This window comes from Gordonia insulae, assembly GCF_003855095.1.
In the GTDB taxonomy this organism is placed as follows: domain Bacteria; phylum Actinomycetota; class Actinomycetes; order Mycobacteriales; family Mycobacteriaceae; genus Gordonia; species Gordonia insulae.
In genome coordinates this window covers 4465735-4490145 of sequence record NZ_CP033972.1, presented here as the reverse complement: position 1 = coordinate 4490145, position 24411 = coordinate 4465735, and the positions used below count along the sequence as shown (strand labels likewise).

Sequence of the window (24411 nt, the reverse complement as noted above, 5' to 3'; positions counted from 1 at the left end):
CCGACCCGAACTCCTCCTGACCTGAAAGGCACACATGTCGAATCATGCAGTCGCCGAAGCCGACGCGCGCGCCGCGGGTAGCGCCGCGCGACCGTCCCGGCAACGAACGCTCGACGAACTCGGGCCCAACTACAAGTGGATCGCGCTGTCGAACACCACGTTGGGCATGCTCATCGCCACGATCAACAGCTCGATCGTGCTCATCGCCCTGCCGGACATCTTCAAGGGCATCAACCTCAATCCCCTCGAGCCGCAGAACACCAGCTATCTGCTGTGGATGATGATGGGCTTCCTGGTCGTCACCGCCGTGCTGGTGGTGAGCTTCGGCCGTCTCGGCGACATGTTCGGCCGAGCCCGCATGTACAACATGGGCTTCGCCATCTTCACCGTGTCATCGATCTTTCTGGCGATCACCTGGTTCGACGGCAGCGAGGCCGCGATCTGGCTGATCTTCTGGCGCATCATCCAGGGCGTCGGCGGCGCGTTCCTGATGGCGAACTCCTCGGCCATCCTCACCGACGCCTTCCCCGCCAACCAACGCGGACTCGCCATGGGCATCAACGGTGTCGCGGCGATCGCCGGTTCGTTCCTGGGCCTGCTGATCGGCGGCGTGCTCGCACCGATCCAGTGGCACTTCATCTTCCTCGTCTCGGTGCCCTTCGGCGTCGTCGGCACCATCTGGGCCTACCTCAAGCTGCACGACACCGGCGAGCGCCGTCGCGCCAAGATGGACTGGTGGGGCAACATCACGTTCGCGGTCGGACTCATCGCGATCCTGATCGCGATCACCTACGGCATCCAGCCGTACGGGACATCCAACATGGGGTGGGGCAACCCGTGGGTCCTCACCGGGCTCATCGGTGGCGTGATCGTGTTGATCGCGTTCGTGTTCATCGAGACCAAGGTCGACAGTCCCCTCTTCGAACTGTCGCTGTTCAAGAACCGGTCGTTCGCATTCGGCAACCTCGCCAACCTGATGGCCTCCATCGGACGTGGTGGCCTGCAGTTCATCCTGATCATCTGGTTGCAGGGCATCTGGCTGCCGCAGCACGGCTTCGACTACTCCCGCACCCCGCTGTGGGCGGGCATCTACATGGTGCCGATGACCATCGGCTTCCTGCTGAGCGCGCCGGTCTCCGGCTTCCTCTCCGACCGCCTGGGCACCAAGTGGTTCACCACCATCGGCATGCTGATCACCGCGGGTACGTTCGCGGCGCTGATCGCGATCCCCGTGGACTTCACCTACTGGGTGTTCGCGGTGATCATGCTCATCAACGGAATCGGCATGGGGCTCTTCGCCTCGCCGAACCGCGCCGAGGTGATGAACAGCCTGCCGATCACGTCGCGGGGATCGGGCGCGGGCATGATGACGACGTTCCAGAACGCGGCCATGGTGTTGTCGATCGGACTGTTCTTCTCACTGATGATCGCGGGTCTGAGCAAGCACCTGCCGACCGCCATGCTGAGTGGACTGACCGCCAACGGCATGCCGGACGCGACCGCCAACGGCATCGCACATCTGCCGACGGTCGGCATCCTGTTCGCCGCCTTCCTCGGCTACAACCCCATTCGGGAGGTGGGTGGTCAAGCGCTGCAGGGACTTCCACAGTCGAGCGTCGATCACCTCACCGGACTGGAGTTCTTCCCGCATCTGATCAGCGATCCGTTCTCCGACGGCCTGACGGCGGCGTTCACCTTCGCCCTGATCTGCTGCGTCCTGGGTGCGATCGCGTCGCTGTTCACCGGTGGATCGAAGAAGGCACCGCTGATGCCGGAGACCGTGGGAGCGGAACTGGCGGCGGTGGCCGCCGACGCGGGAGTCGGGACACCGTCGGAGTTGATCGACGAACCGCGGTCGGCCGCGGCAGCGGACTCCCTGCCCCGGCATCGTCTGACGTCGGCCGGAACGGCCGGATCGCAGGCCGAGCGGCCGCGTATCGCCGGTCGGATCACCACGGCCGACGGAGTGCCGCTGGCTGATTCCGCGGTCACCGTGACCGATGTCCGCGGCCATCAGGCGGGCTCCGCCGCGGTGCACGCCGACGGGTCGTACGGCATCCACGATCTGGCCGACGGGACCTACACGGTGATCGCGACGGCACCGGGCCGCTCTCCGCGCGCCCTCACGGTGTCGGTGGTCGGCGACCTGATCTTCCGGCGGGACTTCGCGCTGGCCGGCGGATCGACGGTGCGGGGCGTCGTGCGTGACGCGCAGCGGCCCCTGGCCGCGAGTCTGGTCGTCACCGATCAGTCCGGCGCGGTGGTCACCCAGGTGCACGCCGACTCCGAGGGCCGCTTCGCCATCGCCGGCCTGGCGCAGGGTGACACGGTCGCGGTGACGGCGTCGGTTCCCGGTTACCAGCCGACGAGCCAGCTGGTGACCGTGGACGCGTCCTCGCACAACGGGATCGAACTGCTGCTGGTCGCCATCGGCGGCGTGCAGGGTTCGGTGCGCACCGCCGACGGCACACCGCTGGAGGGTGCCACCGTGTCGGCCATCGGACCCGAGCAGACGATCGTCGCATCGGTGACCACCGACGCGGACGGTCGATACCGGATCGAGGGTCTCACCGACGCCCAGTTCACCATCGTCGCCAACATGTACGAGCCCGCCGCCGTCCAGGTTCAGGTCGTGGCGGGTGAGCGCAACGTCGCCGACATCGGTTTGGGTGCGGGCCGGAGTCCGGCTGTGTCGTAGCGACTACCCGGGCAGGCCCGGCCCCCGAAAAGCGCCCTCCGTAGCGAACCCGTCGACAATGCGTCGATGGCCCTGCTACGGAGGGCGCATTTCGGGGGCGCTTTTCCGGCGGGGGCGGTTTTCCGGCGGGGCGGTTTCCGGCGGGGCGGTTTCCGGAGAGCGGGACCTGCGGGCGCGCCCCTCATCGCAACGACCCCAGGTGATCCCGGACCAGCCGCCGCACCCGGGCGGGCGCGTCGTTGTGCCCGAGCAGCAGATGCACCGCCAGCCCGTCGACAAGAGCGTGCAGTCTCATCGCCTCCGCCTCCAGATCGTGCCGCCCGTCGACGAGCCCGTGGTCGCTCAGATCGGTGAGCACCCGCCGACACAGTGCCCGCAGACCGTCGTGCGCCTCGAGTCCGGCCTCGGCCAGCCCCGGATGTGCGACCGCATCGGTGACCAGCGCCAGATTCACGTGCATCTCGACCCGGCGCACATCGTCGAAGGGCAGGACCTCCGACAGCATCGCCTCCGCGCGCCGCAGCGGGTCGCGGATCGCCGCATGCTCGACGACGCGTTCGCCGACCCGCAGGTAGATCAGCCGCATCGAGAACGCGAGCATCTCCTCCTTGTCGGCGAACACATGTCGCAACGACCCGGCGGAGATCCCCGCCTCGGCGGCGACGTCCCGGATCGACACCGCCGACACCCCGTCGCGGAGCACCACCCGCCAGAGCGCCTCCGCGATCTCGGCTCGTCGGGCGTCGTGGTCGATCAGTTTGGGCACTTCCGCATGGTAGCTCAGCTGTGCTAGCTTAGGCCGCGTTGCCAACACAGTCGTGCCACCAAGATCGAGTGCGCATTGCCCCCTGGACGACTCCCGACGACGACGGAGGAACCGTGACGGACCTGCCCACCGCACCCCGACGCTTCGCCGCCCTCGACGTCGCGCGTGGCGTCGCCATTCTCGGGACGCTGGCCACCAACATCTGGATCTTCACCAACGTCGACGGCCTGGTCGGCTACCTCAACGGCACCCACGAGGCGACCGGGGCGTGGTCCCTGGTCCAGGACGTCCTGCAGCAGCTCGCCCAGGGTAAGTTCCTCGGCCTGCTCACGATCATGTTCGGCATCGGTCTCGCCATCCAGCAACGTTCCGCGGAACGTCGTGGCGAACCGTGGCCCGGCGGTTATCCCTGGCGCGCAGCACTGCTCTTCGTCGACGGCACCGTCAACTACTTCCTCTTCACCGAGTTCGACGTCCTGATGGGTTACGCCGTCACCGGCCTGATCGTGGCGTTCATCCTGTCGACGACCATCCGGCGACAACATGTCGCGCTGATCATCGCCGCAGTCATCCATCTGCTGCTGCTGACCCTGATCGTCACCGCGCTCGCGACCGCCCCACCGACCGACCGAGCACAACCGCTGTCCCCCAATCCGTACGCCGACGGCTCGTTCCTCGATCTCGTCGTGTTCCGTGCCGAGCACATCGCGCTGTTCCGCGCCGAGGTCGTCATGATCCTGCCGATGTCGGTGGCGCTGTTCCTCGTCGGCGCCGCGCTCCTGCGGGCAGGCGTCCTCGAACCGACGACACGCGTACCGTCGGCCGGCCGGCTGCGGAGGCGGCTGATGGTTTTCGGACTCGGCGTCGCGTTTCCGATCGACCTCGTCGTCGGCATCACCGGCGGCGACGCCGGCCTGATCATCGGCCGCTACCTGCTCGCGCCGATCGTCGCACTCGGGATCCTCGCGGCGATCGCGGCGTTCTACGCCGACGGCCGGTCGCCTGGAGTCCTCGGCCGCGCCCTCTCCCCGATCGGCCGGACGGCGTTGAGCTGCTATGTCTTCCAGAACGCACTGGCCGGTGCGATCTGTTACGGGTGGGGACTCGGCCTGGCCGCACGCCTCGACCCGACCACCGTGGTGCCCGCGACGATCGGACTGTTCCTCGGCATCACCGTCGTGCTGATGGTGCTCTCGCGGCTGTGGCTCCGACGATTCGAGCGTGGTCCCCTCGAATGGCTCTGGCACAGCAGCTATGCGCGACTGCACCGGACCGGGCGGTCGCGGACGACGGAACCGGCCGACCGCACCCCGACAGGTGCCTCCTCGTGAGACGATGAGGCCGCAGTCCATCAGACGCCCTGCCGAGCTGCGAGGTGACCACGCAGGTGAGCCGCGATCCCGAGCCACCCACGATGGACGTTGCCGCGCCCGAGGATCCGCGTTTCCTGTCCGATCAGCTGCTCACCTACATCGGCAACAAGCGGGCCCTGCTCCCCCTCATCGATCGGGCCGCCGCGCAGGTCCAGGCGCAGCTCGGCCACAAGATGAGCGTGCTCGACGCCTTCTCGGGCAGTGGCGTCGTCTCCAGGCTGCTGAAATCACGCGCCCACACGGTCATCGCCAATGATCTCGAGTCGTATGCGCGGGTGATGAGCGAGTGCCATCTCACCAACCGGGCCGACGTCGACCTCGGTACCGTCGCGTCGCTGATGGACCGGATCAATGCCACCGTCGACGACGGGTTCTCGGTCGGCGGGTTCATCGAGGATCTCTACGCACCGGCCGACGACCTCGCGATCCGCCCGGGCGAACGCGTCTTCTACACCCGTGACAACGCCCGCCGACTCGACGCGTACGCGACCCTCATCCAGCAGACCGAACTCCGATATCGGCCATTTCTGTTGGCGCCGTTGCTCTCCGCCGCGTCGATCCATGCGAACACGTCCGGCATCTTCAAGGGATTCCACAAGGATCGCCTCACCGGCCTCGGCCGCTTCGGCGGTTCCGGCGACGACGCGCTGGTGCGCATCCTGGGTGCGATCCGGCTGTCGCCGCCCGTGCTGAGTCGCCACGACGCCGTCAAACGTGTGCTGCAGATCGACGCCAACGCCCTGCCCGACGTCGTCGGCCCGGTCGACCTCGCCTACCTCGATCCGCCGTACAACCAGCATCCCTACGGCTCCAACTACTTCATGCTCAACCTCCTGGTGGATCACCGTCGACCAACGGAGATCAGCCCGGTGTCCGGCATCCCGGTCGACTGGAAACGGTCGGGCTACAACGTCCGTCGGGAATCGGCGACGCTGTTCGCGGATCTGGCCGTCGCCCTCGACGCCCGGTTCCTCATCGTCTCGTTCAACGACGAGGGGTTCATCCCTCCCGCGCAGATGCTCGAGATCCTTTCCGCTGTCGGCACCGTGACCGAGTTCCGGTCGCGCTACAACACCTTCCGCGGCAGCCGGAATCTGCGAGGCCGAGGTGTTCACGTCACCGAACACCTGTTCCTCGTCGACAAACGCTGAGGCCCATCCGACGCACACGTCACCGCGGGGACGGTCCGTCGTGCTACAACTCCGGGATGCGCATCGGAATGACCATGCCGGTGATGGAACCCGGTCTCGACGCCGACCTGCTGCGGACCTGGGCCACCGAGATCGACGACGGCCCCTTCTCCTCCCTCTGCTGGGGTGAGCGCATCGCGTTCGACAATCCCGACGCCCTCACCCTGCTCGGCGCGTTGTCGGCGTGGACGCGCCGCGTCCGGCTGGTGACCACCGTCGTCGTCCCGCAGTTGCACGACCCGGTGATGCTCGCCAAGGCCCTGGCGACCGGCGACATGCTCTGTGGCGGGCGGCTGACCGTCGGCCTCGGCATCGGCGGTCGTCACGAGGATTACCACGCCGTGGGCGCCGACACCGCGACCCAGAACATCCGCGGCATGGCCGATCGGGTCGACATCATGCGCCGCGTCTGGGCCGGGGAGAAGATCACCGAGTCGGTGCTGCCCGTCGGACCCGGCCCGGTGCAGGCGGGCGGACCCGAGCTCCACGTCGGGACGACCGGCCCCAAGACGATCCGCAGCGCCGCGGCCTGGGCGAGCGGCGTCGCCGGGGTGACCCTCGACCTCGACCTGGCCAAGCAGAACGAACTGTTCGACGTCGCCCGCGCCGCGTGGGCAGACGCCGCCAAACCGGCTCCCCACCTGGCCACGTCGTTCTGGTTCGCACTCGGCAATCGCGACGGGACCGGCGACGACCCACGCGAACAGGTGCACCGCCATCTCCGTCACTACATGAACTGGATCCCCGCCGACTTCGTCGACGCCATCGCGCCGACCACCGGATGGGCCGGCACCGAGAAGGAGCTCGCTGCCACACTTCGGCGTTTCGCCGACCTCGGGACCGACGAGGTCCAGCTCATCCCCACCAGCTCCGATCCCGAACAACTGCGTCGGGCCGCCCAGGTGGCCGCCGAGTTCGGCTGAGGCGGTGACGTGGCCACCCCTCCTGGCCTGCGCTTCCTGACCGAGGTCGTCGCGATCGTGCGCGCACACCGGTGCGTGAACGGTGGTAGGTCCACTTCGGCGACGCGGCCGCGGCCGGCTCAGCTCGTCGGTCTCGCCGTGGTGGTGCGGACTTTGAGGTAGGGCGGGACGAGCCTTTCGCTGCCTGCCGGAGACTTGTCGTCGAGGCGTCCGGCCACCTGGTCGAGCACCCCGCGCGCCGTCGCGGTGGCGTCCTGGCCAACGGTGGTCAGATTGATGAACGGCAGCGCCGACATGTGGATGTCGTCGTAGCCGATCACCGAGATCTCTTCGGGGACAGCGACTCCGCTTTGCCGGAGGCCGAACATGAGGCCAACGGCGAGGGTGTCGTTGAACGCCAGGATCGCTGTCGGGCGCACTGGCGCGGCGAGGATGGTCTCGGCAGCCCGCATGCCTTCGATCTCCGTGTTGCCGCCGGCGATGACGGTGGCGTGCTCCTCGAGGCCGAGTCCGCGCATGGCCTTGAGGTAGCTGCGCCGCCGGTCGACCGAGCCGCGGATGGACCTTCCGTCAAGGTGTGCGATTCGGCGGTGCCCCTGCGACACGAGGTGGTCGACGGCGAGGCGCACCACTTCCTCGTCGGGGGTGCGAACGACATCGACTGCGGTGGAGCGGATCTTGCGGCCGACGACGATCGTCGGGCTGCGCTGGGCCAGATCGATCAACTGGGTGTCCGGCATCTGCGGTGCCACCAGGATCAGCGCCTCGCACCTGTCGTCGAACAACGCCTCGGCCGCGTCCACTTCGGATCGGGCGCGTGTCGTGGCGCTCAGGACGAGGTTGAAGCGACTCTTGTCGGCCACCGGGTACAGCGCCTCGACGAAGTCGGAGTGAAAAGCATCCTGGACGCGAAAGACGACTCCCACCAAACCAGTCCGATTGCTCCGCAACGTACGGGCACGGTTGTCCACGCGGTAGCCGAGGTCGGCGGCGGCCTTGAGCACGCGTTCGCGGGTCGTCGGACTGGCACCCGGCACGTTTCGGAACACCGTCGACACGAGTGCACGCGAGACTCCGGCACGTGCGGCGACGTCTGCCATCGTCGGCGCCTTGGTCGACCCGTTCGTGTGCTCGGGCATCGCGCTCCTTCCGACCATCAAATGGACCACATATAGATCGAACTATAGGAATATCTACCGAGACCCTTGTGTCCCGGGCCACAGTGCTGCTAATTTCCGTATAGATCGAGCTATAGAGGTCGGTGCCACTTCGCGCTCGACGGCGGCGCGATGGCAGGTACCCGACCCGAGTGACATCTTGCCATGAACACGCCTCCCGGCCACTCCGCTGACCCATAACGGATGCGGTCGCCCACCACGTCTACCGAGGAGAACTCATGACCATCGTCCGGTGGGAGGAACTGATGCCGCGTGAGTTCGTCGCGCGTCAAGCAGAGCAGCCACTCGTGTATTTGCCGATGGGGTTATGTGAACCGCATGGCCACCCGGCGGCCTTCGGACTCGACACCTTCAAGGCCGTATGGCTGTGCGAGCAGGCGGCCAGGCGGCACGGTGGCGTCGTTGCGCCCACGCAGGGCTATCACATCCACGAGACCGGCTATCACCGCCCATGGCTCGCCGAGGTCATCGGCGGACCCAACCCCTATCTGGCCGCCGTACCGCCGGATGTCCTGCTGCGGATGCTGCTCTTCCAGATGCGGGCGTTCGCGAACGCCGGTTTCCGCGGAATCGTCATCGTGACCGGGCACCACGGAAACCAGGCCGATCTACGCCTCGTGGCAGAGGAGTTCACCATCACCCGCCCGATTCAGATCCTGGCCGTCAGCGACCCAGAGCTCGTCAGCGGAGTGTTCGCCGGCGATCATGCCGGCAACTACGAACTGTCACAGCTCCTTCACGTGCGCCCCGATCTGGTCGATCTCGGACGGGTGCCGGACGAGAGCTCCAGTCCGTTGGGCCGATTCGCTCAGGGCGATGACGCCGTCGAGGCCTCGGGTGAACATGGGCGCGCCATCATGGAGGCCGCCCTGGACGAACTCGGCCGGAGGATCACCGACCTCGGCCCGCTCGACACCACGATCGATCCGCTGAGCATCGACGACACCGAACTCATCTGGCGACGCATACTCGCCCGGCGTGCCGAATGGCGGACGCTGTCCGAGCAGGATCCCGACGAGAATCCCTCGCCTCAGCACATCCGCGGGCCGGCGGCACTCGGCCGTGTTGCGTCGTCGACCGTTCGAGGGGAACGGCATGATCACCACGGTCATCTACCCCTTCAGTGATTCAGTTGTCCTCGTCACCGGTGCTGGCACGGGCATCGGCCGCTCGGTGGCGCGGGCCTTCCTCGAACAAGGCGCTCGGGTCGCCGTGACCGGTCGATCGGCCACGTCGCTGCACGAGGCCGTGAGCGGGTTTCCGGCGGAGCAGGCGCTGGTGCATCCCACCGACCTCGCGCAGGACGGCGCCCCCGCGGGCGCGGTGGCCGCAGCGGCGGCCCGGTTCGGCAAGCTCGACGCCGTGGTTGCCAGTGCGGGCACCAGCGAACCCAGTCGCATCGGCGACCTCTCATCCTGGGAGCGGTTGCGGCGCATCAATCTGGACGCGATGGTCGCACTCGCCGACGCCAGTGTGCCGCACCTGCGTCGCACGCGCGGCAGCTTTCTCGCGATCTCCTCGATCGCCGGACTGCGCGGGGACTGGGGGATGTTCGGCTACAACGCCACGAAAGCAGCCGTCAACGCGCTGATGCAGAGCCTCGCATTGGATCTGGGCGCCGACGGCGTCCGGGTCAACGCGCTGGCCCCGGGCTTCACACGATCACGCCTGACCGAAGAGCGGTTGTCCGACGATGATTTTTACGACCGGCTGATGGATCGCACAGCCCTGCGCCGCGTCGCAGACCCTGAAGACATCGCGCGGGCGGCACTGTTTCTGTGCAGTCCCGACGCGAGCTACATCACCGGCGCGATCATCCCCGTCGACGGGGGAGTCTCGGCTTCGTCCGGAACTCCCCGCGGGTGAGATCGAGCCAATCCAGAAAGGTACGACACGATGCACTACGCAGACCTCGAGATCGCCGGAAAACGCGTCAGCCGATTGGGTTTCGGTGCGATGGGACTATCGCACTGGTTCGGCACGCCGGATGAGTCCGCCGGCACCACCGCGATACATCGAGCGCTGGACTCCGGCGTCACCCTGATCGACACGGCGAGAGCCTACGGACCATCGGAATCGTTGGTGGGCAGAGCGTTACGCGGCTGGACGGGTGAGATGCCGATCGTGGCGACGAAGGTCGAATCGCTGGGGCCACGCCGGCGATGGGGTATGCCGGTCGACGTCGAGACGGTCTTCCCCCGGGGGCAGGTTCGGGCCAGCGCCGAACTGTCACTCAAAGAACTCGGTCTCGACAGACTCGACCTGCTCCAACTGCACCTGTGGTGGCCGACGTGGGGTCTGACAGGCCATTGGATGGACGAGTTGACCGAACTCAAGGACGAAGGCCTGGTCGACAGCATCGGAGTGTCCCTGCCCGATCACCGATCCGACGTTGCGCTCGGCCTGGTCACCAGCGGTCTGATCGATTCGGTCCAGACCATTGTCAACATCTTCGACCCGTTGGCGCTCGACGCACTCGTCCCGTTGGCGCACAGTCACGGCGTCGCGGTCATGGCCCGCTGCGTGCTCGACGAAGGCGGCTTGACCGGGGCGATCACGGCCGATACCGCGTTTCCGGCCGGCCACTACCTCGACGGCTACTTCGATGCGACGCTGCCGCGGGACGTGTACCTCGACAAGGTCGAAGCGCTGCGCGAATTCGTCCCCGAGTACGCGCCGAGCCTGGCCGCCCTCGCCCTGAAGTTCGTCACCCAGGCCGGCGGCATCACCACTGCTCTCACGAGCATGCACCAACCCGAACACGCCGTCGCGAACATCGCCGCAGTCGAGGGTCCGGACCTACCCGACGACGTCTTCGACACGATCCGCACCCGCCACCGGTTCATCAAGAACTTCAACAACGCCACCCATTGGGACTGACCGTCCCCCGGCGATAAGAAGGCGGCTTGCGCACTGCGCAAGCCGCTTTCGTCGTATTGCGGGCAATGCCATGCGGTCGTCCCCGCGCAGCGCGCACGACGTGCTCGGACCGTTCCTCGGAGATCACAAGTTTTCCTTGACTGTGACCTGGCTCTCTGTCATTGTATAGATCGATCTACAACATAGATCGATCTATAGCCCAAGCGCCTACCTGGCAGACCCACTGATGCAGCCCCCTGAGAGGAGGCCATCGATGACGATCTCCATCGAGAAGCCTTTCGTCGAGAACGGATACGACCCGATCTACGACCCGTTCACCGACGAGTTCCAGAACGATCCGTTCTCGGTCTATGCCCGGCTACGCCGCGAAGCCCCGGTGTACTACAACGAGAAATGGGACTTCTACGCGCTGAGCCGCTATGACGATGTGCGCACCGCGCTGCGCGACCACGAGACCTACTTGAGCTTCGAGGGCGTCGACATCGACGATCCCGAACAAGAGCAGAGCCGCTATCCCGGCATGTTGCCCAACATCGACAACCCGCGTCACGACCAGCTCCGCGCCGCGGTTCAGCGGTCGTTCATGCCACGCAGCATCCGTGCGCTGACCGAAGAGGTCCGCGAGGTCTGCGACCGACTGATCGATGGGTTCGCCTACCAGAGCGAGGTCGACATCTCGGCCGACTACGCGTGGCCGATCCCGTTCGAGGTGTTCTACAACTTCCTCGGCATGCCCGAGGGCGAGATTCGCGACAAGTTCGTGGAGTGGACCCACGGCATCAAGGACCGGCATCCTGGAACCCCGGAACTGACCGAGGTCGCTCGTGAGTCCTCGCAGCAACTGCGCGAGTATCTGGCCTTCCTGCTGCGTGAACGCCGCAACGAGCCGCGAGACGACGTCCTCACCGCAATCGTGCAGGCCGAGATCGACGGCCAGCCGCTGGCACCGGAGGAGATCGACTTCGCCGCAGAGGCAACCGGCCTGGCGTTCGCGCTGTACCTCGGCGGGGTCGAGACGACGGCGGGAACAATGTCGACGCTGTTCGAGCAGTTGGCGCTCGCGCCCGACCAGCAGCAAGCGCTGCACGACGATCCGTCGCTGATCCCGCGCGCGGTCGAGGAGTCGCTCCGCTTCCGCACGATCTTCCAGGTCACCGCCCGAACGACCAGCCGGCCCGTCGAGGTCAACGGCGTCCACATCCCGCAAGGCAAGCGCGTATTCCTGATCCTCGGCTCGGCCAATCTCGACGAGACCGTCTTCGAGAACGCCGAAAAGTTCGACATCCTGCGTACGCCCAAGCCGCACCTGGCCTTCGGCGAGGGACTGCACGGGTGTCTCGGCAATCCTCTTGCCCGTCTGGAGACGACAGTCGCTCTCGAGCAGTTGGTCGCGCGCAAGGAGATCTTCGAACTCAACGGTGTGCCCCGACGCTACGTCACCACGCCCAACGGCTACGTGCTCGACCGGGTGCCGGTTTCCTTCAACGGCTTTCGGACCTCGACCGCGTCAAGCGAATTGGCCGGGCGTGGCGCGACACCCGAGATCGATCACGAGAGCGTCATCGAGGCGACCGTGATCAACAGGGTCGACGCAGCCGATGACGTCGTCTTCATCACCTTCGCCGCGCAGGACGGGTCACCCCTGCCGCCCTGGGCACCCGGCGCGCACATCGACGTCCAGCTCGGTCCGGACCTCGTCCGCCAGTACTCGCTGTGCGGCGATCCTGCCGACCGACGGAGCTACACCATCGGCGTGTTGAACGCGCCGGCCAGCCGAGGCGGGTCGCGCTACGTCCACTCCTCGATTCACCTCGGCGACACCGTCGTCATCCGCGGACCGCGGAATCATTTCCCGCTGGTCGACGCGCAGCGGTACCTGTTCATCGCGGGCGGCATCGGGATCACGCCGATTGCCGCGATGGTGCGTGCGGCCGAGGCCAGGGGCAAAGCATGGACCCTCGTCTACGGCGGCCGCACCCTCGAATCGATGGCCCTGCGCAAGGAGTTCGAGGCGTTCGGCATCGACCGGGTGACCCTCTGGCCGCAGGACACACACGGCATCATCGATCTGCCCCAGGTTCTGGGATCGCCCGACACCGGCACCGCGGTCTACACGTGCGGACCCGAACCGCTGCTGACCGCCGTCGAAGAGATCTGCAACGCGTCGTGGCCTTCCGGAGCCTGCCATGTGGAGCGGTTCACTCCCAAAGTGATTGACCACAGCGCGGACTCGGAGTTCGAGATCGAACTCGCCTCATCGGGACGGGTCATCACCGTGCCCGCCGATCAAAGCGTGCTCACCTCACTCGCCGACGCCGGTGTCCACATCCTCTCGTCCTGCGGCGAAGGGACCTGCGGAACCTGTGAGACACCTGTCGTCGCGGGCGAGATCGACCACCGCGACTCCATCCTGACCGCGGAGGAACAAGCGCGAAACGACTGCATGATGGTCTGCGTTTCGCGGGCGAAGTGTCCACGCCTCGTACTCGACGTGTGACCGAATCCCCGCATCACACCGATCCCTCCCCAACCGACAACCGTCGGAAATCCGACCACCTCGGCGCGCCGTGTGCCCGCCACCAGAAGGGACGAAGCACATGTCAATCCTGATTGCCGTCACCGACAGCGAGGAAGGCCAGGCCGCACTCGACGCGGGCGTCTTCGAGGCACGCACGTTCCGGGAACCCATGATCGTGCTCAATCTCGGTCTGCGTGACCTCGACCTGAGCGCCATTCCCGACTCCATTCCGTTGCAGAAGATCGATCGGCGCGGCAAGGACGACCAGGACCCCGTCGACCTCGTGCTCCACACGATCGAGACCGATCCGGAGATCTCCCGCGTGGTCATCGGCGTGCGCCGCAGATCGCCCGTCGGCAAGGCCTTGATCGGCAGCATCAGCCAGCGAGTGCTGCTTGCAAGCCCGATTCCCGTCCTCGCCGTGAAGGCGACGTAGTGCCGCAACCGCGGACGTCTGCAGTTCGCCAGACCACCACGTAGCCGCCGGAAATCGCGCTACATTCACAACACCCAGGAGTACCCATGTCCCACGCAACATCACCCAGTGAGAAAAGCGACAGCGAGAGTGGCGGATTCACGCTACCGCCACTGAGACCGGGTCCGCACCAGCGGCGGCTCGACGTCATCGCACTCGTCGCGACCTTCGGTGGGCTGCTGTTCGGCTACGACACAGGCGTCATCAACGGTGCGCTCGAGCCGATGAAGAACGAACTGCACCTCACCACCACCCTGGAAGGCCTGGTCACGGCGACACTGCTCGCCGGTGCAGCGCTCGGTGCGCTCGTCGGCGGCAAGATGAACGACCAATTGGGTCGCCGGCGGACGCTGACGATCATCGCCGTTCTGTTCTTCGTGGGAACCATCGGCGGAGTGTTCGCGCCGAATGTCGAGGTCATGCTGCCGTTCCGAGTCATTCTCGGATTCGCAGTCGGCGCCGCATCGGTCAGCGTCCCGGTGTACCTCGCCGAGCTCTCTCCGACGGAACGACGCGGTACGCTCTCGGGTCGCAACGAGCTCGCGATCGTCGTCGGACAGTTGCTGGCGTTCGTCATGAACGCCATCATCTTCAGTCTCTGGGGCGAGTACCACGGCGTCTGGCGCATCATGCTTGCCGTCGCCGCACTCCCGGCCGTCGCGCTCTTCGTCGGCATGCTGCGGATGCCCGAATCGCCGCGGTGGCTGATATCGCAGGGCAGGCACGACGACGCACTGGCTGTGCTCACACAGGTTCGTACCGAGGATCGTGCTCGGGCCGAGATGGCCGAGGTCGAGCATCTGGCCCAGGAGGAGGCAGAAACGCAGACCGGTGGTTGGACCGACCTCGCGGTGCCCTGGATCCGACGGATCGTGCTCACCGCGTGCGGCCTGGCGGCCGCCCAACAGCTGACCGGGGTCAACACGATCCAGTACTACGGAACGCAGCTTCTCACGCAGGCGGGTTTCTCGGCCCAGTCGGCGATCATCGCCAACATCGCCAACGGTGTCCTTCCCGTCATCGGTTCCGCGATCTGCCTCTTCTATCTGATCGACCGAGTGAGCAGGCGCTCAATTCTGTTGTGGGGGTTCGTGGCCACGACCACCTGTCACGGGTTCATCGCGCTCGCGGCCACGCTGATGGCGCCGAGTGTGGGGCGCGCCTACGTGATCCTGATCCTCTGTGCGATCTTCTTGTTCTTCATGCAGCTCATGCTGAACGTGCCGATGTGGGTGTGTCTGTCCGAGATCTTCCCGCTGCGGATGCGGGGGTTTGCCATGGGCCTCAGCGTGACAGTGTTGTGGTTGGTCAACACCGCGATCACCTTCCTGTTCCCGTCGATCGTGGCCGCCAGCGGACTCCAGGGCGCATTCCTGATGTTCTTCCTCATCGGACTCCTCCTGATCGCATTCGTCTGGAAGTTCCTGCCCAACACCGGCGGTCGCTCACTCGAGCAGCTCGAGGAAGAATTCGCTGCCGGCAATTTCAATCTCAGATAGCGGGCTGACGCCCACTGCGCCATACCGGTGCCATTTGCCGTCGACCGCAAGGTCGACGGCGAATGCCGTTGCACAGTTCCGGAGTCGGTCAAACACCAAGATCGTCCGCAGAGCTCGGTTATCGTCGGCATTCTGCTAGTCGCTGAGCGAGATCTCACGCGACTACGACGGCACTCGGGCTGCCATAGAGATATTTTGCGCCGATCAATCTGTCGCCGGACCAGTTATGGCCGTCGAATGTGTTCACGTGCAATGAACCGTCTTCGCCGTAACCGTGATAGTAGACATACAGACGGTAGAGATCCGCCGCCTTGTCGTACGCGAAAACAGCGGACGGACTTCCCGACATGCACTTCTCTGCAATGCGCCGGTGCTCCCACTTGGCGTCCGTGTAGCTGTCACTGATCAACATCGAAAGCCACAACGAGCCATCACCACGGTCCCCCGATCCACCTTGGTAAAGAACCCAAGGGTCTCCCCATGAATGCCGCGCAGGGATTGTGCGCAATCGAGACTCCCGGAATCGCCCGTTCTCGATCGAAGGCGAAATACGAACTTCCGGTATTGAAGAAGAGGCGTCCCTCGTTTCCGTATCCGTCGGTTCGGCCGCGATGGAAAAGGAGGACGCGGCCATCGAACTGGAGCGCGCTCGGGCTTCCGGTAATGCCCGTGTCGGGAAAGCCCAGGCTTTGGCTGCTGATCTCCCCGGCGCCGTCGACCTCCAGACCCGCGAGCCAGAAGCCGTCCTTCTTATGCTGTTGGTAGTAGACATGGACCCCGTTGTCGTCTGCGAAAGCACCCGGAGACTCTGTCATGAGTTCGCTGGCTATCTTCTTGTCCTCCGAGTAGAGACCGAGCCCACTAGCGTCCCGCTTGGTCATCCACAGGTCACCGTGATGGTCGTTGTCCTCGTGAAAAACGAAGATCTGACCGTCCCTCGTGACAGCAGATGGGTCAGACGACAGACCGACGTCACCCTTCCCACCTGCGTAACCATCCGATCCTGCTTTTATTGTTGTGACAGGTTGGCCGTTCTCGTACAAGCGGTATTTCTCTTTATCGTACCCACGATGTAGAACGAGAATCTTCGACAACGCGTTCCCTCGCCTCCAAGCCCGGTGGCGCCCGGCGAATGCGAGCGCAATTCGATGCAAGGATGCCTGACTTCGGGAATCCGTGTACGCGAAACGCGCCAGCCAACAGCCTTTCGCCGACATCTAGGCGTCGGATCTCGTCAGACGGGTTGCACGACCTCGGGATGTCAGCCAGAGCGGGGCTCACCCTCTCACTCCCTCCCCAACGACGCATCCAGCGCCAACAGCTGCTCCGGCCGCACGTCGCGCAGCACCGCCATGGTGGCGGTGACCGCCAGATCGCAGGCCGCGTCGATGTCCGCGTCGTCGACGATCACCGCGCGATACGCGACGTCGAGGCTGATCCCGATCAACAGCGACGCGAGAGTGTCCGCACTCGCCGCGATCTCGGTACCGCGCGTCGCATAGTTCTGACGCAGTCGCGTCGCCACCCGCGGCTCGAGGGTCTGATACAGCTGCCGGCCCGGGTCCTGCGCCTCCTGCCGATGTCCCAACAGGATGCGCAAACCCTCCGGATTGCGCCGGGCGTACTCGAACGTCGCCTCCACCGAGTGCCGTGCGCGCGCACCGTAGGGTTCGTCGGCGATCTCGTCGTAGGCGGCGTACATCCACTCCGTGAACTCACCGAGCTCCCGCTCGATCACCTGGTCCACCAACGCATCCCGTGAGCCGAAATGTGCATACAGGGTGACCCGCGTCGTGCCGCCGCGTTCGGCGATCATGTCCATCGTCGAACGTTGGGCGCCGACCTCGGCGATCACCGCCCGCGCCGCATCGAGAAGCTGATCGTCGGTCGGTCGATTCCGGGTGCTGCGTCCCCGTGTACGGCGACGCGAGCCCTCGGCCCGTCCGGAGTTGGTCACTGTGGTCTCCTGCTGTCGCCTCGCGGGCCGGTAGGGCTGTACCGGTGCCTGAACGATGCCGCCCCCGACGCACCTCAGCCGACGTTGTCCGGTTCACCCAGTCGGCCGAAGTAGGCAGCCTCGACGGTATCGCGGCGCTCCCGGAGCTCGCGCGCCGAGCCGCGCAATGCCACCCGCCCGTGGTGCAGGACGATCGCCGAGTCGGCGATCCCGAGGGCGAGGTCGATGTGCTGTTCCACCAGGATCACGGCCATCTTCTGATCGTCGGCGATCGCGCGCAGCCGGGGTAGCAGGTCCTGCACGGCGATCGGCGACAGACCGAGGCTCAGTTCGTCGATGAGCAGCACCGACGGCTTGGTGAGCAGCGCTTTGGCCAACGCCAGCATCTGCTGTTCGCCGCCGGACAGGTTGCCGCACCGACGTCCGCGCAGGCTGCGCAGCTTGGGGAAGTTCTCGTAGACGCTGTCGATACTGCCGCCGCCCTTACGCTTCGCGAGCCGCAGGTTGTCGGTGACCGACAGCCGGTGGAACAGCCCGCGGTTGTCGGGGACCAGGGTCACGCCCCGCCGCGCATTGCGTTCCACCCGGCCGTCGATCGATGCCCCGAGCGCGGTGATGGCGCCCGACATCACCGGCAACGCCCCGACCGCGGCGAGCAGCGTGGTGGTCTTGCCCGCACCGTTGGGACCGAGGAGGGCGAGGATCTCGCCGGGCGCGACATTCGCGGAGAAGTCGCGGACCGCGGGCACCCCACCGTGGCCGACGGTCACCTGATCGAAGGTGAGTACCGCGCCGCCGGTGGTCGTGTCGGTGGTCGGGTCGGTCGTGGTGTCACTCATGTCGCTCATCGCGCATCCTCTCCGGACGAATCGGGAGCCGTGGGTGAGGTCGGGGTCAGGTCCTCGGGATCAGCCTCCACCTCGGGACTGCCGAGATAGGCCGCCACGACGGCCGGGTCGTCGCGGATCGCGGCCGGGGTCCCGTCGGCGATCACCCGCCCGAAGTCGAGGACATAGAGCCGATCGCAGACGTCGAGCACGAGCGACATGTCGTGGTCGATGAGGAGGATGCCGATCCCGGTGGCCGCGATCTTGCGGAGTTCGGCGCCGAACTCGTGGCTCTCGTGGGTGTCGAGGCCCGCCGCGGGTTCATCGAGCAACACCAGCCGTGTCCCACCGACGAGTGCCCGCGCGACACCGACGAGCTTCTGCTGCCCGAGGGTCAGCTCCCCCGGCAATCGGTCGGCGACGTCGAGGAGCCCGACCACCTCGAGCGCCTGCTCGACGACGCCCGCAGGCGGTGTGGAACCGGTGAAGACGTCGGAGAACAAGGCGCGCAACCCGACTCGCTGGACCGCGACGGCCAGGTTCTGGGCGACCGTCAGATCGGCGAAGAGTTCACCCGCCTGCCAGGTCCGTGCCATACCCGCGTTGCGGCGCCGATGCGGTGCGGCGCGGTCGACGCGCCGGCCGCCCAACACCACCTCCCCGGTGGACCGTGCGAAGCCGGTGACCGCGTCGACGAAGGTGGTCTTGCCGGCACCGTTGGGGCCGATGAGTCCGACGATCTCGCCGGTCGCGACGGTGAGATCGATATCCGCGTTGGCCGTCACGCCGCCGTAGTGGACGGACAGCCCGCGAGTCTGCAACAGCGTTTCTGCGGCGGTGGCGCCGAGGGTCTCAGGCATTGGCTCCGGCCTCCGAATTCGACGGTGTGACAATCGTTGTGGTCGATGGCGGGTGATCACTCCGATGCTCGGAGCGCAGCCGGTCGACCAACTCGGTGACCGCCCCGGAGACGCCGACCGGGTTGAGCACGGCCATCAGCAACAGTCCGCCCGCGGCGATGATCTCGTAGTACTCGCCGAGGTCGAGGGTCTGGTTGAGGAAGACATAGCCGACACCGAGCGGACCGATCACCCCGGCGAGGAACGCACCGGAGACCGACGTGATGCCGCCGACATAGGTCATCGCGAGCAGCGTCAGACCGACCACCACCGTGAAGGATCCGGCGGAGAGCTGGCCCCGGCTGTAGCCGATCAGACAGCCACCGATGCCGGCGAGGAAGGCGGACAACGCGAATCCGAGCAACTTGGTCGACGCGACGTTGATGCCGACCGACGCCGCGGCCCGTTCGTTGGAGCGGACCGCGAGGAAGGCGCGCCCGGTGGAACCGGCCATGATGCGCATCACGACGAGCGTCGCGATCGCCACGACCAGCAGCACCATCAGCGCGAATCGGACGGTGACGAGGTTGGTTCCGTCGCGCACCCCGAGATCGAGTCCGAAGAGCGTCGGGTCGACGATGATGTTGCCCTCGTACGCGGTGATCTCCGGATTGTTGAACACGAAGCTCTGGATGGCGATGGCCGCAGCCAGCGTCACCACCGCGAGCTGCGCTCCACGGATGCGCAGGGCCGGGATGCCGACCAGGATGCCGAGCCCGGTCGCGATGAGCGCGGCGAGCAGGATGCTGAACGGGAATGGCACATTCCAGTTGACGGTCAGCTTCGACAGGGCGAAACCCGCGGTGCCGGCAAAGGCCATGGACGCCAGCGAGATCTGACCGAGGTAGCCGGTGAGCAGGACCAGCGAGAGCGCGATGAGCGAGAGGATCACCGACGTCACCACACCGAAGCGCCAGGTACCCGACGTGAGCAGGATCGCCGCGATCACCGCGGCGAGCACGACGATCGTCGGGATCGGCCGGATGCGTGGGATGCGGACGGCCGGCATCTTCACTTCCCCGAGTGAGCCGCGCGAGGGGATGCGCCCGCCGAAGACGAACAGCGCCACCACGATCACGACGAACGGCAGTGCCTCACCGAGGCCGGCCTGCGCCCACTCCGGCCACCAGTCCTTGGTGGTCAGCCAGGTGATGACAGCCTGGAACGACCCCAGCAGAAGACCTGCGCCGCAGGCGATGCCGAACGAGGTGAGTCGTCCGAGCAGCGCCACCGCGAGTGCGGGGATGACGAAGAAGGTGTAGCTGGTGACGCTGAGTCCGATGGTGAACGCGGCGAGGATGACGATCAGTCCGGTCGCGGCGCCGGTCAGGACCCAGACGACGGCGGCGAGTCGATCCGGCGAGTACCCGACGAGGCGGGCGGCGAGTTCGTCCTCGGACCCGGCGCGGGTCGCGACCCCGAGGGTGGTGAGTCGGAAGTACGCCCAGAAGATCACGGCGATGGCGATCGCGATACCCGCGAGGATCACGTCGGAGACGTTGACCACGGCACCGGCGAATTCGAAGGTCCGATCCGGCAGTGTCGCCAGCGCCAGCAGGTTCTCGGTGTCGAACCGCAACTGCACCAGTGCCTGGAGGAACAACATCAGGCCGACCGACGCCACCACCTGGGCGAGCACGGGGGCATGCCGTAGCGGCCGGAACACGAGATAGTGCGCCAGGATCGCCCACACCACAGCGGATCCGACTCCGATGACGACGGCGAGACCCATCGGCGTCGGATCGTCGGCACTGCCGAGTGGGATCGTCCCGATCGGCAGGACCAGGCTGCCGTCGGTGCGCAGGGCGGCCACGGCGTAGACGGCCCAGAGACCCATCGCGCCCTGGGCGAAGTTGATGATGCCGGTCGCCGCGTAGACCCCGACGAGCGAGGAGGCGAGAACGGCGTAGACGGCGCCGGTCGAGAGACCGAGGAAGACGAACTGCAGGAACTGACCCATGCCCGAACCAATCGATCAGTGCGCGTGTGGCGCTGGTGGGGTGAACGTCGGTGAACGGGCCGGGCGGACGTGCTCACGTCCGCCCGGCCCGGTGAGGGTTGACCGGTACGAGCCCGCGGGCTCCTAGGCGGCGCCCGGGATGAGCTTCAGCACTTCCGGACTCGGAGTGATGAATCCACCGCCGACGGGCTTGGTGGTCTTGTCCCCGGTCACCTCGAACAGCAGCATCTCCGTCGTGCAGTTCGGCGTGGTGGGCTTACCGCAGGTCAGCTTGGGCCCGAGGAAACTCTGGAAATCGGTGAGCCCCTTGAGACCCGACAGCACATTGGGTCCGGTGACGTCGGTGACCTTCGCGGTGTTCAGCCCGTTGACGAAGTCGACCAGGGTCGCGAAGGTGCCGTAGGCGTAGAAGCCGCCGGTACCGTCCGCGTCGTCGATGTACTTCTCGGCGATGGCCAGGTTCGACTTGGCCGGTTCGGGAGCCGAGGCCGCGGCGGGCGGCTGCCAACCCGGCGAGTACGTCTGCGCACCGACGGCCTGCGATCCCATCGTGTCGATGAACTCGGTGCAGGCGGCCATGAACATGGTGCCCTTGTACCCCACCGACCGCAGCGACTGGGACAACTTGGTGCAGGTGTTGTCGTTCGGTGCCGTCATCAGACCCGCCGCATCGGGATTGCCCTCCGCGAGAGTGGTTGCCAGCGCGGTGAAGTTGGGTCCGGTCGGCGGGTAGTAGACGCTCTTGACCTCGATGCCGAGCTGCTTGCCCAGCGGTGCCAGCAGACCGTCGAAGACCTGATGCGCCTGCGGCAGATCGGCATTGGCCAGGGTAAGCGACGTCTTACCGGCCGCCTTGAGCGACTGCATGAAGCCGACCAGGAATGCTGCCGGCGGCGGACCGAAGTAGACGCGGTTCTCGGCCTTGGCGCCGGTCGCCGTGTTGAACGGGATCTGCCCCACCAGCGGGATGGCCGCGGAGGTCAGGATCGGCACGGCGGCAAGCGATTCCGAGTCGTATCCGTCGACGGCGGCGACAACCCCGGCCTGCACGAACTGGTTGGCGCAGGCGATCGTCGACTCGGGTGCGGTCTGGTCGATCCCGCAGTCCACGACCTCGATCGGACGCCCGTTGATGCCACCGAGCGAGTTGTTGATGTAGTTGACCGCGGCATCCTTGCCGGTGGTGACACCGGCCTGGGTGGCCGGACCCTTCGACGGGTTGAAGAGGCCGACCTTGATCGGATCCCCGGCGGCCTTGACCCCGCTCTCGTCCACGGCGGTCGACTCGCCGCCCGATCCGCTGTCGTCGCTGCTACACGACACAACGGAGAAAACACACGCAGCGGCGATCGCCGCTGCGAGGACCCGACCAGTTCTCCTACGCATTCCCACACGCCTTTCCCACCGACCCCCGGGCACGACAGATCAGCCCGGGAGGGCCTCCGAATCACGGATTGATGCACCGGATCGCCGGCGGCGATCCGTGGGCCCGAACCGGGTACATGTGATCTGGGCCACTCGAAAAGTAGCCCCTGCCTTACAGCCGTGTCAAGCTGTTTCGGCAGGCCAAATGCACTGTGCGCGAATACTGCACGGAAATCGGGGTGGGTCGAACGTCCAGAAATGGACCCACCACCGCGGGGTGGGGGTGCTCGCCGCGGCACCGCTAACCGGCGAGGCGCTCCTGGGCGTAGCGGCGCATCGCGGACCGCTCCGCGTCGTGCTTCGGATAGCCGAAGAACACGACGATGGCGCCGATCACCACCACGACGATCGCGGCGGCATAGGCGCGGGTGTCCCCCTGTACGAAGGCATCTCGTGCCGCGGAGATGATCTGATCGGCGTACTGGGGGTAGCGCTCGGACATCACCTCGGCACTGGAGAACGACTTCGTCAACGCGCTCTCGGTCTGGGCGGTCATCTGATCGGCCTGTGGGGACGAGGAGATGGTCGACGACAACGCCTTGGCGTAGCCCGCGGTGAGGATCGCACCCAGCAGGGACTGCATGATCGCACCGCCGAGGTCACGCTGGAGATCGGACATGCTCGAGGCCATCCCGGCGCGTTCCACCGGTACCGACCCGGTGAGTGAATGCGACGCAGGCGTCCCGGCGAACCCGACCCCGATACCGATCAGCAGATAGGCGCCGATGACCGACCACACCGAGGCGCCCTCGTCCCACGTGACGAGCGCCAGCGCCAGGCCCAGCACGATGAACAGATAGCCGAGGAGCAGTGTGAATCGTGATCCCTTGGCCTCCACCAGCTTCGCCGATCGTGGGGCCACCACCACCATCGCCAGCGCGGCCGGGATGATCATCGCGCCGGCCTCCAACGTGGAGTATTCGAGCACGTTCTGCAGGAATTGCTGGCCGATGAACATCGCACCCATGAGGGTGCCGAACACGATGATGCCGCCCACCGCGGCGACCCAGAACGTGCGACGTGACGCCACCCGCAGATCGAAGAGCGGTACCCGAACCCGCAACTGCCGCACCACGAACAGCACGAGCGCGAGGACGGCGACTGCCGTGAGGACGAGTACAGCCGTGCGTTTGTCGCCGAGCGGGGCGAAGTTCAGGGCGAGGATGGTGGCACCGACCAACACGATCGACGTCACGCCGCCGATGTTGTCCACCGTGGCCGCCTGGTCGCCGCCGTCCTTGGGCACCAGCCACCACGCACCGATCAGCGCGAGCACGGCCAGCGGCACCGTCACCAGGAACACCGAATGCCACGAGAAGACCTCGAGCAGACCGCCCGACATCACCGGACCGGACGCCGAGATCGCGGCGCCGAATGCCGACCATGCGGCGATCGCCTTGGTGCGCTCGGCGCCCGACCAGAGCGCCGTGATGATCGCGAGCGTGGTGGGGTAGGCGAGACCGGCCGAGATGCCCCCGACGACCCGGGCCCCGAACAACACCTCGAAGTTGGGGGCGAAACCGGCCACCAGGGACGCCGGGATGGACAGCGACATGCCCATCACCAGCATGCGCTTGCGTCCGTACCGGTCACCGAGGGCGCCGAAGTAGAGCACCGACGCCGCGAGGCCGAGGGAGTACGCGACCGCGATGAGGTTCAACTGGGTGGAGCTCGCGTCGAGGTCTCTGCCGATGTCGGGCAGGGCGACGTTGGCCACCGCGAGGTTGATGTTCGCGACGCCGGCCACCAGGATCAGGGCGGCCAGGATGATGGGCGCGCGGGCAGGTGCGGTGCCCTCATCGGCTTGCGGCACGGTCGAAGTCACCCGTCGAGGGTACGACGG

Annotated in this window: 20 protein-coding genes; 10 read left to right on the top strand and 10 right to left on the bottom strand. The window is 66.4% G+C overall.

The window, feature by feature from the left end:
• The first annotated feature begins 34 nt into the window (after positions 1-34).
• Positions 35-2698: an MFS transporter gene (locus tag D7316_RS20465; RefSeq protein WP_124709888.1), complete on the top strand. Its 2664-nt coding sequence runs from the start codon at positions 35-37 to the stop codon at positions 2696-2698.
• Positions 2699-2879: 181 nt separating this feature from the next.
• Here the strand turns inward: D7316_RS20465 and D7316_RS20460 are convergent, their stop codons facing one another.
• Complete coding sequence (locus D7316_RS20460) at positions 2880-3464, bottom strand: TetR/AcrR family transcriptional regulator (RefSeq protein ID WP_124709887.1); 585 nt, start codon at positions 3462-3464, stop codon at positions 2880-2882.
• Between the two features lie 113 nt (positions 3465-3577).
• Here D7316_RS20460 and D7316_RS20455 point away from each other — a divergent pair, with 113 nt between their 5' ends.
• Genes D7316_RS20455 through D7316_RS20445 form a run of 3 tightly spaced genes read left to right on the top strand, consistent with a single transcriptional unit; the run spans position 3578 to position 6950 of the window.
• Positions 3578-4795, top strand: coding sequence for a DUF418 domain-containing protein (locus D7316_RS20455; RefSeq protein ID WP_124709886.1), 1218 nt, complete (start codon positions 3578-3580; stop codon positions 4793-4795).
• Between the two features lie 56 nt (positions 4796-4851).
• Positions 4852-5988 (top strand): DNA adenine methylase, encoded by a 1137-nt coding sequence (locus D7316_RS20450; RefSeq protein WP_232016998.1) that lies wholly within the window; start codon positions 4852-4854, stop codon positions 5986-5988.
• Positions 5989-6044: 56 nt separating this feature from the next.
• Entirely contained in the window at positions 6045-6950 is a 906-nt protein-coding gene (locus D7316_RS20445; protein ID WP_124709885.1) for an LLM class flavin-dependent oxidoreductase, read from the top strand.
• A 119-nt stretch (positions 6951-7069) separates the two neighbouring features.
• Here the strand turns inward: D7316_RS20445 and D7316_RS20440 are convergent, their stop codons facing one another.
• Positions 7070-8089 carry a LacI family DNA-binding transcriptional regulator gene (locus D7316_RS20440; protein ID WP_124709884.1) on the bottom strand — a complete coding sequence of 340 codons (1020 nt, stop codon included), beginning with the start codon at positions 8087-8089 and terminating at the stop codon, positions 7070-7072.
• Positions 8090-8346: 257 nt separating this feature from the next.
• Between D7316_RS20440 and D7316_RS20435 the strand changes: the two genes are divergently transcribed.
• From D7316_RS20435 to D7316_RS20410, 6 genes are all read left to right on the top strand, one after another.
• Positions 8347-9255, top strand: a complete 909-nt coding sequence (locus D7316_RS20435; RefSeq protein ID WP_124709883.1) for a creatininase family protein — start codon at positions 8347-8349, stop codon at positions 9253-9255.
• Entirely contained in the window at positions 9224-9994 is a 771-nt protein-coding gene (locus tag D7316_RS20430) for an SDR family NAD(P)-dependent oxidoreductase (RefSeq protein WP_124709882.1), read from the top strand. Before D7316_RS20435 ends, D7316_RS20430 begins: the two co-directional genes overlap by 32 nt.
• 30 nt (positions 9995-10024) lie before the next feature.
• Positions 10025-11008, top strand: coding sequence for an aldo/keto reductase (locus D7316_RS20425; protein WP_124709881.1), 984 nt, complete (start codon positions 10025-10027; stop codon positions 11006-11008).
• 253 nt (positions 11009-11261) lie between these two features.
• Positions 11262-13505 carry a cytochrome P450 gene (locus tag D7316_RS20420; RefSeq protein ID WP_124709880.1) on the top strand — a complete coding sequence of 748 codons (2244 nt, stop codon included), beginning with the start codon at positions 11262-11264 and terminating at the stop codon, positions 13503-13505.
• 100 nt (positions 13506-13605) lie between these two features.
• A complete protein-coding gene (locus D7316_RS20415) occupies positions 13606-13962 on the top strand; it encodes a universal stress protein (RefSeq protein WP_124709879.1) in 357 nt (118 codons plus the stop codon).
• An 86-nt stretch (positions 13963-14048) separates the two neighbouring features.
• On the top strand, positions 14049-15500 hold the full coding sequence (locus tag D7316_RS20410; RefSeq protein WP_124709878.1) for a sugar porter family MFS transporter: 1452 nt from the start codon (positions 14049-14051) through the stop codon (positions 15498-15500).
• A gap of 154 nt (positions 15501-15654) precedes the next feature.
• Here D7316_RS20410 and D7316_RS20405 read toward each other — a convergent pair whose 3' ends face one another.
• The 8 genes from D7316_RS20405 to D7316_RS20370 form a co-directional block, all read right to left on the bottom strand.
• The gene (locus D7316_RS20405; protein WP_124709877.1) at positions 15655-15912 is read right to left on the bottom strand and encodes a hypothetical protein; all 258 of its coding nucleotides are present in this window, start codon (positions 15910-15912) and stop codon (positions 15655-15657) included.
• Positions 15913-15931: 19 nt separating this feature from the next.
• On the bottom strand, positions 15932-16381 hold the full coding sequence (locus D7316_RS20400) for a hypothetical protein (protein ID WP_124709876.1): 450 nt from the start codon (positions 16379-16381) through the stop codon (positions 15932-15934).
• A 404-nt stretch (positions 16382-16785) separates the two neighbouring features.
• Positions 16786-17457: a TetR/AcrR family transcriptional regulator gene (locus tag D7316_RS20395; RefSeq protein ID WP_124709875.1), complete on the bottom strand. Its 672-nt coding sequence runs from the start codon at positions 17455-17457 to the stop codon at positions 16786-16788.
• A 74-nt stretch (positions 17458-17531) separates the two neighbouring features.
• Positions 17532-18296 carry an ABC transporter ATP-binding protein gene (locus tag D7316_RS20390; protein ID WP_124711470.1) on the bottom strand — a complete coding sequence of 255 codons (765 nt, stop codon included), beginning with the start codon at positions 18294-18296 and terminating at the stop codon, positions 17532-17534.
• Positions 18297-18301: 5 nt separating this feature from the next.
• Positions 18302-19144: an ABC transporter ATP-binding protein gene (locus tag D7316_RS20385; RefSeq protein WP_124709874.1), complete on the bottom strand. Its 843-nt coding sequence runs from the start codon at positions 19142-19144 to the stop codon at positions 18302-18304.
• Positions 19137-21143 (bottom strand): ABC transporter permease, encoded by a 2007-nt coding sequence (locus tag D7316_RS20380; protein WP_124709873.1) that lies wholly within the window; start codon positions 21141-21143, stop codon positions 19137-19139. The genes D7316_RS20385 and D7316_RS20380 overlap by 8 nt, the downstream gene beginning before the upstream one ends.
• Positions 21144-21266: 123 nt before the next feature.
• Positions 21267-22529, bottom strand: coding sequence for an ABC transporter substrate-binding protein (locus D7316_RS20375; protein WP_124709872.1), 1263 nt, complete (start codon positions 22527-22529; stop codon positions 21267-21269).
• 280 nt (positions 22530-22809) lie between these two features.
• Entirely contained in the window at positions 22810-24393 is a 1584-nt protein-coding gene (locus D7316_RS20370) for an MFS transporter (protein WP_124709871.1), read from the bottom strand.
• Positions 24394-24411 lie beyond the last annotated feature (18 nt).